Here is a 16,099-nt window from a genome sequence, read left to right on the forward strand (position 1 = left end):
TATAAATTACATTATAGAAATATGGACGCACAGCGTTTTTTGTGGTATACTAACCTAGTATCAGCAGCATTGTTGAAAACTTTAACGGAGTGGATGTTTTATGGATTCTTTTAAGGACGTTTTAGAGGCCGCCCAGGCGTACTGCAAAACGCAGATGGCCGAGCCGACCTATAATCTCTATATCGATGGACTGGAGCCGATCAGCTTTGAGGATTCCAGCCACATCACCCTTTCGGTGCGCAACGACTTCATCTGCAAGATCGTGACGGACCGCTACCTTGGCCTGCTCAAGGAAGCCTTCAAGACCGTGCTGGGCTTCGACGTGGACATCACGCTGGTGGTGCCCAGCACGCCGCCGCACGAGGTGGTGCTGGCCCAGCAGTACGAGGCGAACCCCGCCTCCCCGCAGGGCAACTACGAGTTCACATTTGAAAACTTCATCAAAGGCCCTTCCAACCAGTTTGCGTTTGCTGCTGCACAGGCGGTTGCGGCCAATCCCTCCGGCGCATACAACCCGCTGTTCATCTACGGCGGCTCCGGCCTTGGCAAGACCCATCTGCTCACGGCCATCCAGACCGAGATCAAGCGCACCCACCCCGATTTCGTCATCATGTACGTTACCTGCGAGCAGTTCACCAATGAGCTGATCGCCGCCATCCGCGCCGGCAGCACCGAGGACTTCCGCATGAAGTACCGCGTGGCAGACCTGCTGCTGGTGGACGATATCCAGTTCATCGCCGGAAAGGAGTCCACGCAGGAGGAGTTCTTCCACACCTTCAACTCCCTGCACGATGCCCACAAGCAGATCGTCATTGCCTCCGACCGCCCGGCCAAGGAGATCAAAAGTCTGGAAGAGCGTCTGCGCACCCGCTTTGAGTGGGGCCTGACCGCCGATGTGCAGCCGCCGGATTTTGAGACCCGCGTGGCCATCGTCAAGCGCAAGGCAGAGCTTTTGCATCTGGACCTGCCCGAGGATGTGGCCGAGTTCATTGCCAACCACCTGAAGAACAACATCCGCCAGCTGGAAGGCGCTGTAAAAAAACTGAACGCCTACTACATGCTGGAGGGCATCCAGCCGGTCATCAGTGTGGCCCAGAATGCCATCAAGGACATCCTCAACGAGACCCAGCCGGTGCCCGTGACCATCGAGAAGATCATCGGCGAGGTGTCCCGCACCTTCAACGTCTCCCCTGCCGACATCCGCGGCACCAAGCGCAACGCCAACGTTGCCTCTGCCCGCCGTGTGGCCATCTACATCCTGCGCGAGGTCACCGGCATGAGCATGGAAGAGATCGGCCGTGAATTCTCCGGCCGTGACCACTCCACCATCGTCTACTCCCTCAAGACCATGGAGCGTGACATGAAGAACGACCAGCACCTGCGCGAGACCGTGAGCGACATCATCAAGAACGTGAAGGCCTGACCGCAGAAATCGTGCAAAAGTCGTACTCATTTATGGGTGAAACCCCAAAATATGGGGAGAAAACGGAACAAAACGGGGAAAAAAAACCTATATCTTGTGGTAAAAACGCAAACCTTTCCACACTTTCCACAGAGTTTTCAACATTCAACCTTCGTTCTCCACATGGTCTGTGGAAAGAAAGACCTCTTCCAACCTTTCCACGATCCATTCACAACACATTCACAACCCCGTGGAAACCAAAACCCCCGCATTCCGACAAGACTTTTCGGGGTTTTCCACAAGTTCCCCACCCCCTACTACGGTTACTACAACAAGTTCAATAAGATAGACCGGTTCTGAAACTGTTTTCAAACACAAAACAACATCAGAAACGAAAAACAAAGGAGAGAATTCAGTTTGAACATCGTATGTGATAAAGTTCTGCTGAGCGCAGCCATCGATGGTGTGTCCAAAGCCGTCACCATGCGTTCTGCCATCCCTGTGCTGGAAGGTATCCTGCTGAAAGCCGAAGGCTTCCAGCTCAACCTCACCGGCTACGATCTGGAAATGGGCATCGTGACCACCATCGAAGCCAATGTCAAGGAAGCCGGCGAGGTAGTGCTGAATGCAAAGCTGCTCAGCAGCATGATCAGCCGGATGCCCGCCGGTCAGGTCAGCATCCTCTCTGCCGAGAACGGCAAGACCACCATCCAGAGCGGCGTAGTCCAGTTCGAGATCCAGTCCATGCCGGCCAACGATTTCCCCGAGCTGCCCAATACCGGAGCGGAAGAGACCCTGACCATCAAGACCGGCGTACTGAAAGATATGATCGATCGTACGTTATATGCTGTCAGTCAGGACGAGAAAAAGCCCGCCCACACCGGTGAGCTGTTCGAGATCCTGCCCGACAAGCTGACTGTGGTGGCACTGGACGGCTACCGTCTGGCCATCGTGGAACGCCCGGTGACGGCGGTAAAGGATATCCGCATCATCGTGCCCAGCAAGACCATGACCGAGGTCGCCCACCTGCTGCCCAACGACGACGAAGAGCCGGTGCACATCAGCGCCAACCGCCGCTATGTGGTCTTTATGGCCGGCGGCTACACCATCATGAGCCGTCTGATCGAGGGCGAGTTCCTCAACTACCGCAACGTGATCCCCGCCGACAGCCGCACCCGCGTGACCATCGACACAAAGGAGTTCATCGAGACCATCGAGCGTGCTTCGCTGATTATTACAGAGCGTTTAAAAAATCCTCTCCGCATCTCCTTTACAGAGGGTAGAGTCGTGGTGCGCTGCCAGACCAACCTTGGCCGCGTGGTGGACGAGTTCAACGCCGACTGCGAGGGCGACGAAGTGGAGATCGGCTTCAACAACCGCTATCTGCTGGATGCGCTGCGCAACGCCCGCACCGAGAAGGTCCGCATGGAGATCAGCGGCCCTCTGAGCCCGGTCAAGGTGCTGCCTGCCGAGGGCAACGACTTTTTGTATCTGGTGCTGCCGGTGCGCTTCAAGAACGATTAAGAGGGCGAAATTATGCAGAAAATTCTCATCCATACGGAATTTATCAAGCTGGATGCCCTGCTGAAATATGCAGGCCTGTGCGAGACCGGCGGCGAAGCCAAGGAGCTGGTGCAGGGCGGTGCCGTGAAGGTAAACGGCGAGGTGTGCACCATGCGCGGCAAGAAGTGCCGTGCCGGTGATGTGATCGAGCTGGACGGCCAGACCGTGGAAGTGGGTCAGGGCCAGTAATGCGTCTGCTTTCACTGGAAGTTGCGAATTACCGCAATATTGCGGCAGCGCAGCTGGAACCTGGCCGGGAGCTGACCGTGATCTGCGGCAACAACGGTCAGGGTAAAACGAACCTGCTGGAGGCCATCTGGCTGCTGACCGGCGGCAAAAGCTTCCGGGGCGGCAAGGATGCCGAGCTTGTGCGCCGTGGGGAAACATTCGCGGTACTGGAGGCCGTCACCCAGCGCACCCGGCAGGAGGATCAGGAACCGGACGAACCGGCAAATGTGCGCATTACGGTGGGCACGCCGGATGCACAGCGCCCCGGCCGGTATGCATCGGTCAACGGCTCTCCGCCCAAGCGGGCGGCGGGCCTTGCGGGCAGCTTTCCGGCTGTGGTGTTTGACCCCGGGCACCTGAGCCTTGTAAAAGGTGCACCGGAAGGACGACGGCGGTTTCTGGACGCGGCGCTGTGCCAGCTGTACCCCGGCTACCTTGCCACCTACCGTCGCTATGTGCGGGCATTGCAGCAGAAAAACGCGCTTTTGCGTCATTCCGCAGGCGGCACGGAGCGCCCGTGGGCAGAAAAATGCGCCCTGCTGGAAGTGCTAAACGTGGAGCTTGCAGCGCAGGGCGAGGCCATCCAGAAGCGGCGGCGGGAGTATCTGGCCCTGCTCACACCGCTGGCCTGCGCCAACTATGCCGAGCTTTCCCACGGGGCAGAGCGCATGGCGGTGCGGTATGCCGCCCAGTTTGAGCCGGGCGGGCTGTCCGCACTTTTGAAGCAGCGCCAGAACGACGAGCTGCGCGCCGGGCAGAGCCTGTGCGGCATCCACCGCGAGGACGTTGAGCTGCTGCTGGACGACCAGCCCGCAAAGGTGTTTGCAAGTCAGGGACAGCAGCGCAGCGTGGTGCTGAGCCTGAAAATGGCCGAAGCGGCTGCCGCTGCCCGGATCACCGGAGAGCACCCGGTGCTCCTGCTGGACGATGTGCTCAGCGAACTGGACGAGGGCCGCAAACAGTATCTGCTCACCCGCATGAAGGAAAAGCAGACATTCGTGACCAGCTGCGATGATACCGCGTTCCTGAAAACGGACGGCGAAGTGTACCGCATGAACGGCGGTGTGCTGAGCAAAGCATGAAGAAATGATGCAAAAGTACATGCAGCTGCCGGTGAATAAACGGCGTTTTATGCATGAACTGCCAGAATGAGGAAAATACTGTATGTATATTCATCTGGGCCGTGACTACGTGCTGAATGACCGGGACATTATCGGCATCTTCAATCTGGAAACCACCACCATCACCCCCCGGGGCCGGGAGTTTCTGAACTACGCCCAGAAGAACGGCGCGGTGGTGAGCCTTTCGGACGAGCTGCCCCAGAGCTATGTTCTGGCAGACGGGGCCGTGGTGGACACGGTGTATCTTTCGGAGCTGTCGCCTGCTGCCATGCGGCGCAGAGCCGAAAAAATGATCGAGTAAACTAGCCAACAGGCGGAGAATATGCTCTGCTTTTACGATAAATCGAACAAAAATGCAAACATTGAACAAAAGGGAGAAAGGAAATGGCAGAAGAAATCATTACCAGCACAAATGCCGAAACCGCTACCGACCATGAGTATAATGCCAGCGAGATCCAGGTCCTGAAGGGTCTGGAGGCGGTGCGCAAGCGCCCGGGCATGTATATCGGTTCCACCGGCGAGCGCGGCCTGCATCATCTGGTCTACGAGATCGTGGACAACGCCATCGATGAAGCACTGGCCGGCTACTGCGACCACATCGAGGTCAAGATCCTGAAAGACAACATCATTCAGGTCACGGATAACGGCCGCGGCATCCCTGTGGACATTCAGGCCGACACCGGCCTGCCCGCCGTCACCGTCGTCTACACTATCCTGCACGCCGGCGGCAAGTTCGGCGGCGAGAACTCCGGCTACAAGGTGGCCGGCGGCCTGCACGGCGTGGGCGCTTCGGTGGTCAACGCCTGCTCCGAGTGGCTCACCGTCAACGTGCGCCGCGACGGCCACGAGTACGAGCAGACCTTCCGCCGCGGCGACCCGGACGGCCCGCTCAAGTGCATCGGCACCGTAGCCGACGGCGTTACCGGCACCCGGGTCACCTTCAAGCCGGACCCGGAGATGTTCCGGGATACCACCGTGTACGACTTCGACACGCTGGAAAAGCGCCTGCGGGAAGAAAGCTTCCTGAACGCCGGTGTCAAGATCACTCTGACCGACGAGCGTGAGATGTACACTCCCGTACTGGAGGACGGCAAGGAGGGGGAACCCTGCTACCGCACCGAGGTCATGTGCTACGAGGGCGGCATCAAGAGCTTCGTCACCTATCTGGGCGAGAAGCGCAAGCTGGACGTGCTGCACCCCAATGTGATCTACCTCAAGGGCCAGACCGACCGCGGCATGGCAGAGATCGCACTGCAGTACAATTCCAGCTACAACGAGCTGCTGCTGAGCTTTGCCAACAACGTCAACACCCCGGACGGCGGCACCCACGAGGAGGGCTTCAAGAACAGCCTGACCCGCGTGTTCAACGATTACGGCCGCAGCCACGGCCTGCTGAAGGATAAGGACGAGAACCTGTCCGGTGCAGACGTGCGCGAGGGCCTGATCTGCGTGATCTCTGTCAAGTTGCAGGAGGCGGAGTTTGAGGGCCAGACCAAGGCAAAGCTGGGCAATACCGAGATCCGCACCCTTGTTTCCAACATGGTCTACTCCAAGCTGATGGAATTCTTTGAGGAGAACCCCGGCGTGGCAAAGGCCATCTTTGAAAAGGCCACTCAGGCCGCCCGCGCCCGCGCCGCTGCCAAAAAGGCCCGCGAACTGGTGCGCCGCAAGAGCGCATTGGAGACCAGCCGGATGCCCGGCAAGCTGGCAGACTGCCGCGAAAAAGACCCCAGCCGCACCGAAATCTTCATCGTCGAGGGCGATTCTGCAGGCGGTTCCGCAAAAATGGGCCGCGACTCTGCCATTCAGGCCATCCTGCCGCTGTGGGGCAAGATGCTGAACGTGGAAAAGGCCCGCGCCGATAAAATTTACGGCAACGACAAGCTGATGCCCGTTGTGCTGGCACTGGGCTGCGGCATTGGTGACGAGTTCGATATCTCCAAGCTGCGCTACGATAAAGTGTTCATCATGGCCGATGCCGATGTGGATGGCTCCCACATCTGCACCCTGATGCTCACCTTCTTCTTCCGCTATATGCGCCCGCTCATTGAGCAGGGCCATGTGTATGTGGCCCAGCCGCCTCTGTTCAAGGTGCAGAAGGGCAACACCATCAAGTACGCCTACAACGATGCCGAAATGGCCGTGCTTTCGCAGGAAATGCCCGGCGCAAAGGTGAATCGCTATAAGGGCCTTGGTGAGATGAACCCCGAACAGCTGTGGGAGACCACTATGAACCCCGATAACCGCGTGATCGTGCAGATCACCATTGACGATGCCGAGAAGGCCGATGAAGCCTTTACCATCCTGATGGGCGATCAGGTGGAGCCGCGCCGCCGCTTTATCGAGACCAACGCCCAGTACGCAAAGCTGGACGTGTAAGAAAACCCTCTCAGGCGCTGACGCGCCAGCTCCCCCGAGGGGGGAGCTTTAGGCAAAAAGATAAACTTTTCCTTCTCACGCAAAAAAAGCTCCCCCTTTTCGGGGGAGCTGGCAATGCCGTAAGGCATTGACTGAGAGGGTATGATCCTACGGAGGAAACAATGGAAGAAGATTATGTGATGATACCGGGCAGCGGAACCAAAAAGATCATCCGCGATGTGAAAAAGGAGATCGAGACCGCATTCCTGGACTACTCCATGTCGGTCATCGTGTCCCGCGCCCTGCCCGATGTGCGCGACGGTTTGAAGCCTGTTCACCGCCGCATTCTGTACACCATGCACGAGCGCGGCAACGACCCCAGCCATCCCTACCGCAAATCCGCCGACACCGTTGGTGCGGTGCTGGGCTCCTACCATCCCCACGGCGACGCATCGGTCTACGATGCCATGGTCCGTCTGGCACAGGACTTCTCTCTGCGCTATCCGCTGGTGGATGGTCAGGGTAACTTTGGTTCTGTGGATGGCGACCCCCCGGCTGCCTACCGTTACACTGAGGCCCGCATGAGCCGCATGGCGGTGGAGATGCTGACCGATATCGAGAAGGACACCATCGACTGGGATCCCAACTTTGACGAGACCAAGAAGGAGCCCAGCGTGCTGCCCTGCCGCTTCCCCAACCTGCTGGTCAACGGCAGTCAGGGCATCGCAGTCGGCATGGCCACCAACATCCCGCCCCACAATCTGAGCGAGGTCATTGACGGCTGCATCGCCTATATCGACGATCCGGACATCGACCTGCCCGGCCTGATGGAATACATCAAGGGCCCGGACTTCCCCACTGCCGGCATCATCATGGGCCGCAGCGGCATCCGCGCCGCCTACGCCACCGGCCGGGGCAAGATCACCCTGCGGGGCCGCGCCACCATCGAGGAGACCAAGAACGGCCGCACCCAGATCATCATTACGGAAATTCCGTATATGGTCAACAAGGCCCGCCTCATCGAGAACATGGCCGACCTTGTCAAGGAGAAGCGCATCGAGGGCATCACCGGCCTGAACGATGAGACCAACCGCAAGGGCATGCGCATCGTGGTGGACATCCGCAAGGATGCCAACGCACAGGTCATCCTGAACCAGCTGTACCAGTACACCCAGCTGCAGGATACCGTTGGCGTCATCATGCTGGCCATCGACCACAAGGTGCCCAAGGTACTCACCCTGAAGCAGATGCTGCAGAAATACGTGGAATTTCAGGACGAGGTGGTGCGCCGCCGCACCCAGTACGACCTGAAAAAGGCCAAGGAGCGCGCCCACATTCTGGAAGGCCTGAAGAAGGCCACCGACATCGTGGACGAGCTGATCGCCACCATCCGCGCCTGCAAGGGCGGCATGGCAGAGGCCAAGGCTTCCATCATGGAGCAGTTCGGCTTTGACGACCCGCAGGCAGATGCCATCGTCAAGCTGCAGCTGGGCCGTCTGGCAGGCCTTGAGATCCTGAAGATCGAGGAAGAGCTTGCCAGCCTGCAGGCCAAGATCGAGAACTGGGAAGCCATTCTGGCCGACGACGCCCGTGTGCTTGCCATCGTCAAGGAAGAGCTGCTGGAAATGAAGAAGCGCTTCGGCGACGAGCGCCGCACCGAGATCCAGTCCGTGACCGGTGAGGTGGATATCGAGGATCTGATCGCCGAGGAGCAGTGTGTCTACACCCTGACCGAGGCCGGCTATATCAAGCGCCAGCTCAAGGCCACCTATCAGGCACAGCGCCGCGGTGGACGCGGCATCTCCGGCATGACCCGCAAGGAAGAGGACATCGTGCAGGAGATGTTCGTAGGCTCCACCCACGACTATGTGCTCTTTGTTACCGACCGGGGCCGTCTGTTCCGCATCAAGGGCTACACCATTGCTGAGGGCAGCCGCACCAGCAAGGGCAGCAACATCGTCAACCTGCTGCAGCTGGCCGAGGGCGAAAAGGTCACCAACATGATCTGCCAGTCGAAGGAAGCCGACACTGAGGGCGGCTTTGTGACCATGGTCACGAAGCAGGGCCTTATCAAGCGCACCCCGCTGGAGCAGTATGCCAATATCCGCAAGTCCGGCCTGATCGGCATTGCCCTGAACGAGGGCGACGCTCTGGCATGGACCCGCCTGACCTCCGGCCACGATATGCTCATCGTTGCCACCCGCAACGGTCAGGCCATCCGCTTCAACGAAGCCGATGCACGTCCCATGGGCCGCAGCGGCCACGGCGTGCGCGCCATCCGTCTGGCCGAGGGCGATGAAGTTGTGGGCGTGTGCATCTGCCGCGAGGGCGGCACGGTGCTCACCGTCACCGAGAACGGCAAGGGCCGCCGGTCGGACATCGATACCTACCGCATCACCGCCCGCGGCGGCAAGGGCATCCGCAACTACGATGCCGCCAAGGATAAGGTGGCTGCGGTCAAGATTGTGGACGATGTGGATGATGTGCTGCTGAGCAGTCAGGAGGGCATCATCATCCGTCTGCACGCCAACGAGATCCCGCTGCAGAGCCGCTACGGCTCCGGCGTGCGGGTGATGCGCTTGGGTGAGAACGATAAGGTGATGGTACTTGCCCGCACCGACCACGACGACGAGGCCCAGACCGAGCAGATCGACACCTCTGATGCCGATGCCGAACCCACCGCAGAGCAGCTTGCCGCCATGGAAGCTGCGGATGCTGCCGCCGCTGCAGAAGCCCCGGAAGCAGACGATAAGGGCGAAGAGTAAACCTTGAAAACACAATAAGATTTGAAAGAAGCCGCCGCGCAAGGATTTCTGCACGGCGGCTTCTTTTCAAATCCATCCAAACCATGTATAATAGAAATAGCGTGTGAGGAATAAAAATAAACACAGAAAGTGGTTTAAGGAACATGACAGAGCAAAAAAAATCCCCGGAGATCAGCATCATCGTGCCGGTGTATAAGGTGGAAAAATACCTGAACGAATGCATTGATTCCATTCTGGCACAGACCTTTACAGATTTTGAGCTGATCCTGGTGGACGATGGCTCACCGGACAACTGCCCTGCCCTGTGTGATGCAGCGGCAGAAAAAGACAGCCGCGTGCGGGTGATCCATAAAATCAACGGCGGTGTAAGCACAGCTCGCAATGCGGGTTTGGCAGCTGCACAGGGAAATTGGATCGGCTTTGTGGATCCGGATGACTTTGTAGACAAGACTTACTACGAAAAAATGCTGCGGGCAGCAAAGCAGGCAGGTGCTGAACTTGCAGTCTGCAACGAAGTTTTTATGGAAGAGGATGGAAGTCTTTGTGATTATCAGGAACAGCCTTTACGTACAGAAGTGCTTTCCCGTGAGGAAGCAATACACCGCATCCGCCTTACGCCGTTGATTCAGGCAGCAACAAGACTGCATCGGAGAGATGTGCTGGAAGGAATCGTTTTTCCTGTGGGCAAAAACTATGAAGATGCATTTACCACACCGGAAATCATTGAACATGCAACAGCTGTGGCTTGTATAAAGGAAAAACTGTACCATTACCGGCTGCATCCGGCAAGCATCATGCATGGAAAGGTCACCTTGAAAAATCTGGATGAGATCGATGCAAACTACGGCCTTCTTGCTTGTGCACTCAAGTATGGAAAAAAAGACACAGCATTCCTGCAGTATGTACTGATGAAACGCATGCTCCGAAACACAAAAAAAAATCTGCCACCCAAACAGAGAAACAGTGAACGGGTTCGGCAGGCGGAAGCGTGCTTGAAAAAAGCGGGCAGAGAGGTTCGTCAACAGGGGGCCTGTACCCTGCGCAACGCAGCAGAAACCGCACTCTGCATTGCAAACCCGCAGTTCTACTTCAACTTCAAGTACCGGAAATAAAACTGAATTCCGAATGGGAGAAATACTGTGAGTGAAAGAGCAGAAATCGGAAGACCGGAGATCAGCATCATCGTGCCAGTGTATCAGGTGGAAAAATATCTGAATGAGTGCATTGATTCCATTCTGGCTCAGACCTTTACGGACTTTGAACTGATCCTTGTGGACGATGGCTCACCGGACAACTGCCCTGCCCTGTGTGATGCAGCAGCCAAAAGGGATAGCCGCGTGCGGGTGATCCATAAGCAAAACGGCGGTGTAAGCACAGCCCGCAATGCGGGTCTGGATGCAGCACAGGGAAATTGGATCGCGTTTGTGGATTCGGATGATACGGTGGAACCGGAGTATCTGGAAAAAATGCATAAGGCAGCGCTGGAAACGGGTGCAGATTTTGCAATCTGCAGCAGTCAGTGCATTGATGAAACGGGCAAAACGCTTGCAGGCGGAGAACATCGCCTTTTGAACGAGTTTTTGCCGCAGGAGGAAGTTCTGCGCCGGATGGTGGTGTCGGATTTTCAGGTTCCGTGGAATAAGCTTTATCGCCGAAAACTGCTGGAAAATCTGCGCTATCCAGAAAACAAGGCGTTTGAAGATACCTGTCTCATGCCGGTCATTTACGCAAGAGCGGCTTCTGCCTGCGGTGTATGGGATTTTTTATACAATTACCGCATCGTTACCGGCAGTGCCATGCACCGCAAGACTACCTTGAAAACACTGGACTGGGTGGAAGCATGGTACCGCCTGTTTGATGTGCTGTACCAAAACGGCATCCGGGATGCTTTGTGTGCAGCCTATCGCCCGATTTTGACTGCCGTGTGGGACATCTGGCTGCACCTGACACCGGAAGAGCGCAAAAGCCCCCGGATGAAGGAAGCCTTTGCGTATGAGCGTACAGCCCGCCATCGGCTGATGCAAGCTCGCGGCGTAACACTAAAAAATTTGTGGGCGGCAGTGGTCTGCGCTGCATCGGCCTGCAGTTATCTGGATCTATGCCGCAAAAGGGCGGAAAGACGGCAGAAAACGATCTGAAGCAATGAGGAGTTTATTGTGCAGGAACAACATAAAAAACAGCCGGAGATCAGCATCATCGTGCCGGTATATAAGACAGAGCGTTTTCTGAGCGCCTGCATCTCTTCCATCCTTGCCCAGACCTTCACGGATTTTGAGCTGATCCTGGTGGACGATGGCTCTCCGGACAGCTGCCCTGCTTTGTGCGATGCCGCAGCGGCAAAGGACAGCCGCATCCGGGTCATCCACCAGAAGAATTGTGGCCTGAGCGTGGCACGCAATGCCGGGCTGGACGCGGCAGAGGGCGAATGGATCGCCTTTGTGGATTCAGACGACACCATCATGCCGGACTTCTGCGCAAAGCTTTACCATGCGGCGCAGGAGGCCGGTGCACAGATGGCCGTGTGCAATTACCGGCAGGTGGACGAAGCCCTGACCCCCATCCGGGAGCAGTATCTGCATGTGCGGCGGGAGGTGCTGACCCCGGAGCAGGCGTTGGAGCACAGCACCCTTCTGCCCTACATGGTGGTGTGGAACAAGCTGTACCACCGCAGCATTTTTGCGCAGCTGCGCTTTGCAGAGGGAAAGCTGAACGAGGACACCCTGCTGATCGCCTACGCCTACGAAAAAGCGGACAGAATCGCGAATATCCCGGATGCGCTGTACCTTTACCGCAAGGTGGCGGGCAGCATCGTCAACAGCAAAGTCACCCTGCGCAATCTCGACCGTGTGGAAGCAAACTATACCGTGTTCGAGTGCGTCCGCCGCCATGGCATCACGGGTTCGCTGTGTGAGCTGTACTGGGCACTGCTGCACTCCCTGATCGATGTGGGAATGCACCTGACCGCCGAAGAGCGCCGGAGTGCCCGGATGCAGCAGGCGCGGGAGTACGAGCGCTGCGCCCGCCGGGCCTTGCGTCAGGAACATGCTGTTACCCTGAGAGCACTGGGCAACACCCTGTGTTTTATTATTTCACAGGACTGGTATTTTGCCCGCCGATGGAAAAATACCGTGTAACCGCGCAGGTTTGTCTGGACTTCCCTGCAAAGATATGCTACAATGGCAAAACAATCACAAATACCCGTGGGGGAGTAGCAGGCGCTTTTGCAGGGCGCAGCAAGTCAACATGATGACCGTTGGTTCCGGTCTGGCTTGCTTTCATTTGCGAGACTCATGTGTTTTTGGCGCATAGAACAGCGCCCGTGCACATGGAGTTGGTTTCAAAAAAATCACCCGGTCCCGGACGTACATGTGCGCCCGGGACCGGGTTTTGTATTGCCCGATATTCTGGTCAGATTCAGGAGGCAGACAATATGGAATGGAGTTTTGTATTTTTCCTCAACAGTGCCCTGCTGGGCGTGGGCCTTGCAATGGATGCGTTCTCGGTGTCCATGGCAAACGGCCTGCACGACCCCCGCATGAGCAGGGGAACTATGTGCAGAATCGCGGGCACCTTTGCCCTTTTTCAGGCCGTGATGCCCATGACAGGCTGGGTGTGCGTGCACACCATTGTGGAGCTGTTCTCTTCGTTTGAAAAGTTCATCCCGTGGATCGCACTGGCTCTGCTGGGCTATATTGGCGGCAAGATGCTGGTGGATGGCATCAAGGCCGAAGAGGCCGAAGAGGCCGAAGAGGCCGCAGAGCTGAGTGCGGGTGCACTGCTCATGCAGGGCGTGGCTACCAGCATTGATGCGCTTTCGGTGGGCTTCACCATTTCGGAATACGGCTGGCTGATGGCACTTGCGGCATCGCTCATCATTGCGGTGGTCACCTTCTTTATCTGCATGGCGGGCCTGCGCATCGGCAAAAAGTTTGGCACCAAGCTCTCCGGCAAGGCATCCATTCTGGGCGGCATCATCCTCATTGGCATAGGTCTGGAAATTTTTATTTCCGGGGTGTTCTGAAATTCAGACGGAATAAAACGAAAGGGCACGGCGCTGCGATGCGCTGTGCCCTTTCGTTTTATAAAATGTTCCACATAGAACAATTACTTTTCCGGCTCAAAATAATCGGCATATTCCTCGGTCAGCTTGGAGCCAAGCCGCCGGATGCCGCCGTACAGGTGCCGTTCCACCAACGGTTCAAAGGCGGCAAGGTCGCACCGCTCGATGGCGTTCATCAGGTTGCGGTGGTCTGCAATCACCTCGGCAAGGCCGCCGGTGGTCATGGTGTCCAGCATCCGGAAGCGGCTGTAGTCGGCGTGGGCGTTCTGCAGGGTGCTCCACAGGTACATTTTATCCATGGCGGCAAACCATGTCCCGTGCAGGGCACGGTCGGCTTCGTACAGCTTGTTGTAATCCGGGCTCTCCATGGCCGCAAGGGCCTCGTAGGCTTCCACCCGCCTGCGGATCAACGCCCGCTGCTCCGGGGTGCACCGGGGCGAAAAATCCCGCAATACGCGGGCTTCCACGGCGGTGCGCTCGTAGATCAGCTCGTCCACGATGCGGCGGTTCAGCCGGGTAACGGTGGTGCCCTTGTAAGGCACGATCTTTACCAGCCCGTTTTCCTGCAGCTTCTGCAGCACCACCCGGATCAGGGTGCGCGGTGCGCCAAAGCGGGCACAGAGCGGATTTTCGCTCAGCGAAGAGCCGGGGCGGATGGTCAGGTCAATGATCTCCCGCTCCAGCACAGCATAGATCTCAGAATCAGTTTTGTATTGTTCCATACCTCTCACCTAATGGAAATGCATTATCCTTCAAACGGTTTCCAGAACGCACCCTCCGGCAGCGGTAGCGTAAATGCCATGGGCTTTCCGGTCTCCGGGTGCAAAAACTGCAGGCCGCAGCTCTGCAGGGCAATGCTGCCTTTTACGCGGCTTCCGTATTTGCCGTCTCCGGCCAGCGGATGCTTCCGGGATGCAAACTGCACCCGGATCTGATGGGTGCGGCCGGTGTGCAGCGTGATCTCAGCAAGGCTCATCTCTCCTGCCGTTTTCACGATGCGGTATTCCAGCACGGCTTCCCGCACGCCCTTGCGGGGACGGCTCACAGGGAATACCCGGCCCCGGCGGCTGTCCTTGAACAGCCAGTCCCGCAGGGTGCCTTCGGCGGGCAGTGCTTCGTCCGGCCCGCCTGCAATGACGGCCCGATATCGCTTGATGAACTGCGGCACTTCCGGCTTCCCTTCGGCCCTGCCATCCTGCACAGCGTAGGCGTTCTGGCTCTGGGTGATTTGACGGCTGAGTGCGGCCGCAGCCCCGGGCGTTCTGGCAAACACCATCAGGCCGGAAACGCCGGTGTCCAGCCGGTGCACCACCCCTACAAAGGCATCCGGCTGGCCCCACAGCTGCCGCAGGGCTGCGGGCACGCCCTCTTCGCTGGAAAGTCCGGCGGGCTTGTCCAGCACCACAAGGGCGGCATCTTCGTACAGGATGTTCACAGCCTGCCCTCGGCGATCAGGGCCTTGAGCTTCAGGATACCGGCAATGGTCTTGCCGTCCCGGATCTCGCCGCTCATGACCATCTCATAAGCTTTATCCAGCGGCACACGGTCAGGGGTCAGGAATTCATCGGCATCCAGATGCATCTGGGTCTTGTGCAGGCCGGTGGCGACCCATGTATAGATCACTTCGGTGTCATAGCCTACGGTGGGGAAAAACTGGCCCAGAGAGATATAATTGTCCGCGGTCAGACCGCACTCCTCGCCCAGCTCCCTCTTGGCGGCTTCAAAGGGGTCCTCACCCTTTTCCAGCTTGCCGGCAGGCAGCTCCCACAGCTCCTGCTGCATGGCGTAGCGGAACTGGCGCACCATGCAGATGGTGCCGTCCTCAAAATAGGGCAGGATGCACGCACCGCCGTGGTGATGCACCACTTCGCGTTCGGCGGTCTTGCCGTTTTCCAGCAGAGCAGTGTCTTTTGTCAGGGTGATCACCCGGCCCTCGAAGAGCACCTCGCTGGTGAGTGTTTTTTCGTAATGCACGGTCTTCTCCATTTTATTACCCTCTTTGCCCGGCACAGCGCCGGTTTTCTATGGCTTCAGTTTACGGCAAAATGAGGTTTGTTGTCAATAAAGAGATGATAAATATAAGAGGATGGGACGATTTGAAATGCGCGCCGCGTTTGCTTTGCGCATAATCAGCGGAAAGAATATTTATAATTTCGCAATTCTGGAAAATCTGCGGAGCTTGTCGGGGCAAAGCCCCTCCATCTGCTAACGCAGACCGCTCTGCCGCTTGAAAGCCCTACTGGGGCTTTCATTGCTACACAAACGCGGATTTTCCAGAATTGCCTTTTCACAGGAGGGGTCGTAACGGAAAGCAGCATTTGCAGCGCCGCTTTCTGAGAAAGCGCGGCGCTGCGCAAGCCGTGACTGAGAGGGTTCCCTCCCCTTTTTGCGAAAAAAATTATAGGATCTGGCAAAGCAGGCAGGCCAAAACCGGAAAATCCGCGCCATTGCTCACTTTAACGAACTAAAGACGTACAAAAGCGCTAAAAAAATTTCTTTATTTTTGGTGCGTTTGTTGAGCGGTTTGCGTTTACTTTATGGGCGGAATTTGCTATTATAGTATACAAGCAATAGTGCCTTTATGGGGTTCTCCGGTCCCATG

14 protein-coding genes are annotated in these 16,099 nt (G+C 57.4%); 11 read left to right on the top strand and 3 right to left on the bottom strand.

The window, feature by feature from the left end:
* The first annotated feature begins 100 nt into the window (after nt 1-100).
* The 11 genes from dnaA (at nt 101) to ACGHUK_RS00055 (ending at nt 13,458) form a co-directional block, all read left to right on the top strand.
* Nucleotides 101-1,423 carry a chromosomal replication initiator protein DnaA gene (dnaA, locus tag ACGHUK_RS00005; protein ID WP_005937115.1) on the top strand — a complete coding sequence of 441 codons (1,323 nt, stop codon included), beginning with the start codon at nt 101-103 and terminating at the stop codon, nt 1,421-1,423.
* A 396-nt stretch (nt 1,424-1,819) separates the two neighbouring features.
* Nucleotides 1,820-2,926, top strand: a complete 1,107-nt coding sequence (gene dnaN / locus ACGHUK_RS00010) for a DNA polymerase III subunit beta (RefSeq protein WP_097776786.1) — start codon at nt 1,820-1,822, stop codon at nt 2,924-2,926.
* Nucleotides 2,927-2,938: 12 nt separating this feature from the next.
* Nucleotides 2,939-3,154, top strand: a complete 216-nt coding sequence (locus ACGHUK_RS00015) for an RNA-binding S4 domain-containing protein (protein ID WP_005937022.1) — start codon at nt 2,939-2,941, stop codon at nt 3,152-3,154.
* Nucleotides 3,154-4,275 carry a DNA replication/repair protein RecF gene (gene recF, locus ACGHUK_RS00020; protein WP_332375760.1) on the top strand — a complete coding sequence of 374 codons (1,122 nt, stop codon included), beginning with the start codon at nt 3,154-3,156 and terminating at the stop codon, nt 4,273-4,275. Before ACGHUK_RS00015 ends, recF begins: the two co-directional genes overlap by 1 nt.
* A gap of 82 nt (nt 4,276-4,357) precedes the next feature.
* Nucleotides 4,358-4,615 carry an extracellular matrix regulator RemB gene (remB, locus tag ACGHUK_RS00025; protein WP_005937016.1) on the top strand — a complete coding sequence of 86 codons (258 nt, stop codon included), beginning with the start codon at nt 4,358-4,360 and terminating at the stop codon, nt 4,613-4,615.
* An 83-nt stretch (nt 4,616-4,698) separates the two neighbouring features.
* The gene (gyrB, locus tag ACGHUK_RS00030) at nt 4,699-6,693 is read left to right on the top strand and encodes a DNA topoisomerase (ATP-hydrolyzing) subunit B (protein WP_097774101.1); all 1,995 of its coding nucleotides are present in this window, start codon (nt 4,699-4,701) and stop codon (nt 6,691-6,693) included.
* 161 nt (nt 6,694-6,854) lie between these two features.
* Nucleotides 6,855-9,437 carry a DNA gyrase subunit A gene (gyrA, locus tag ACGHUK_RS00035; protein ID WP_390574549.1) on the top strand — a complete coding sequence of 861 codons (2,583 nt, stop codon included), beginning with the start codon at nt 6,855-6,857 and terminating at the stop codon, nt 9,435-9,437.
* A 197-nt stretch (nt 9,438-9,634) separates the two neighbouring features.
* A complete protein-coding gene (locus ACGHUK_RS00040) occupies nt 9,635-10,549 on the top strand; it encodes a glycosyltransferase family 2 protein (RefSeq protein WP_390574550.1) in 915 nt (304 codons plus the stop codon).
* A 27-nt stretch (nt 10,550-10,576) separates the two neighbouring features.
* Complete coding sequence (locus ACGHUK_RS00045; protein WP_390574551.1) at nt 10,577-11,575, top strand: glycosyltransferase family 2 protein; 999 nt, start codon at nt 10,577-10,579, stop codon at nt 11,573-11,575.
* An 18-nt stretch (nt 11,576-11,593) separates the two neighbouring features.
* Nucleotides 11,594-12,571, top strand: coding sequence for a glycosyltransferase family 2 protein (locus tag ACGHUK_RS00050; RefSeq protein WP_390574553.1), 978 nt, complete (start codon nt 11,594-11,596; stop codon nt 12,569-12,571).
* A gap of 296 nt (nt 12,572-12,867) precedes the next feature.
* Nucleotides 12,868-13,458, top strand: a complete 591-nt coding sequence (locus ACGHUK_RS00055; protein ID WP_390574554.1) for a manganese efflux pump MntP family protein — start codon at nt 12,868-12,870, stop codon at nt 13,456-13,458.
* Between the two features lie 83 nt (nt 13,459-13,541).
* Here the strand turns inward: ACGHUK_RS00055 and ACGHUK_RS00060 are convergent, their stop codons facing one another.
* Genes ACGHUK_RS00060 through ACGHUK_RS00070 form a run of 3 tightly spaced genes read right to left on the bottom strand, consistent with a single transcriptional unit; the run spans nt 13,542 to nt 15,483 of the window.
* Nucleotides 13,542-14,219, bottom strand: a complete 678-nt coding sequence (locus tag ACGHUK_RS00060; protein WP_337678559.1) for a GntR family transcriptional regulator — start codon at nt 14,217-14,219, stop codon at nt 13,542-13,544.
* A 23-nt stretch (nt 14,220-14,242) separates the two neighbouring features.
* On the bottom strand, nt 14,243-14,932 hold the full coding sequence (locus ACGHUK_RS00065) for an RluA family pseudouridine synthase (protein WP_120020802.1): 690 nt from the start codon (nt 14,930-14,932) through the stop codon (nt 14,243-14,245).
* Nucleotides 14,929-15,483, bottom strand: a complete 555-nt coding sequence (locus ACGHUK_RS00070; RefSeq protein WP_005940449.1) for an NUDIX domain-containing protein — start codon at nt 15,481-15,483, stop codon at nt 14,929-14,931. Before ACGHUK_RS00070 ends, ACGHUK_RS00065 begins: the two co-directional genes overlap by 4 nt.
* Nucleotides 15,484-16,099 lie beyond the last annotated feature (616 nt).

It is taken from the genome of Faecalibacterium sp. i25-0019-C1, assembly GCF_042854225.1.
GTDB classification, from domain to species: Bacteria; Bacillota; Clostridia; order Oscillospirales; family Ruminococcaceae; genus Faecalibacterium; species Faecalibacterium taiwanense.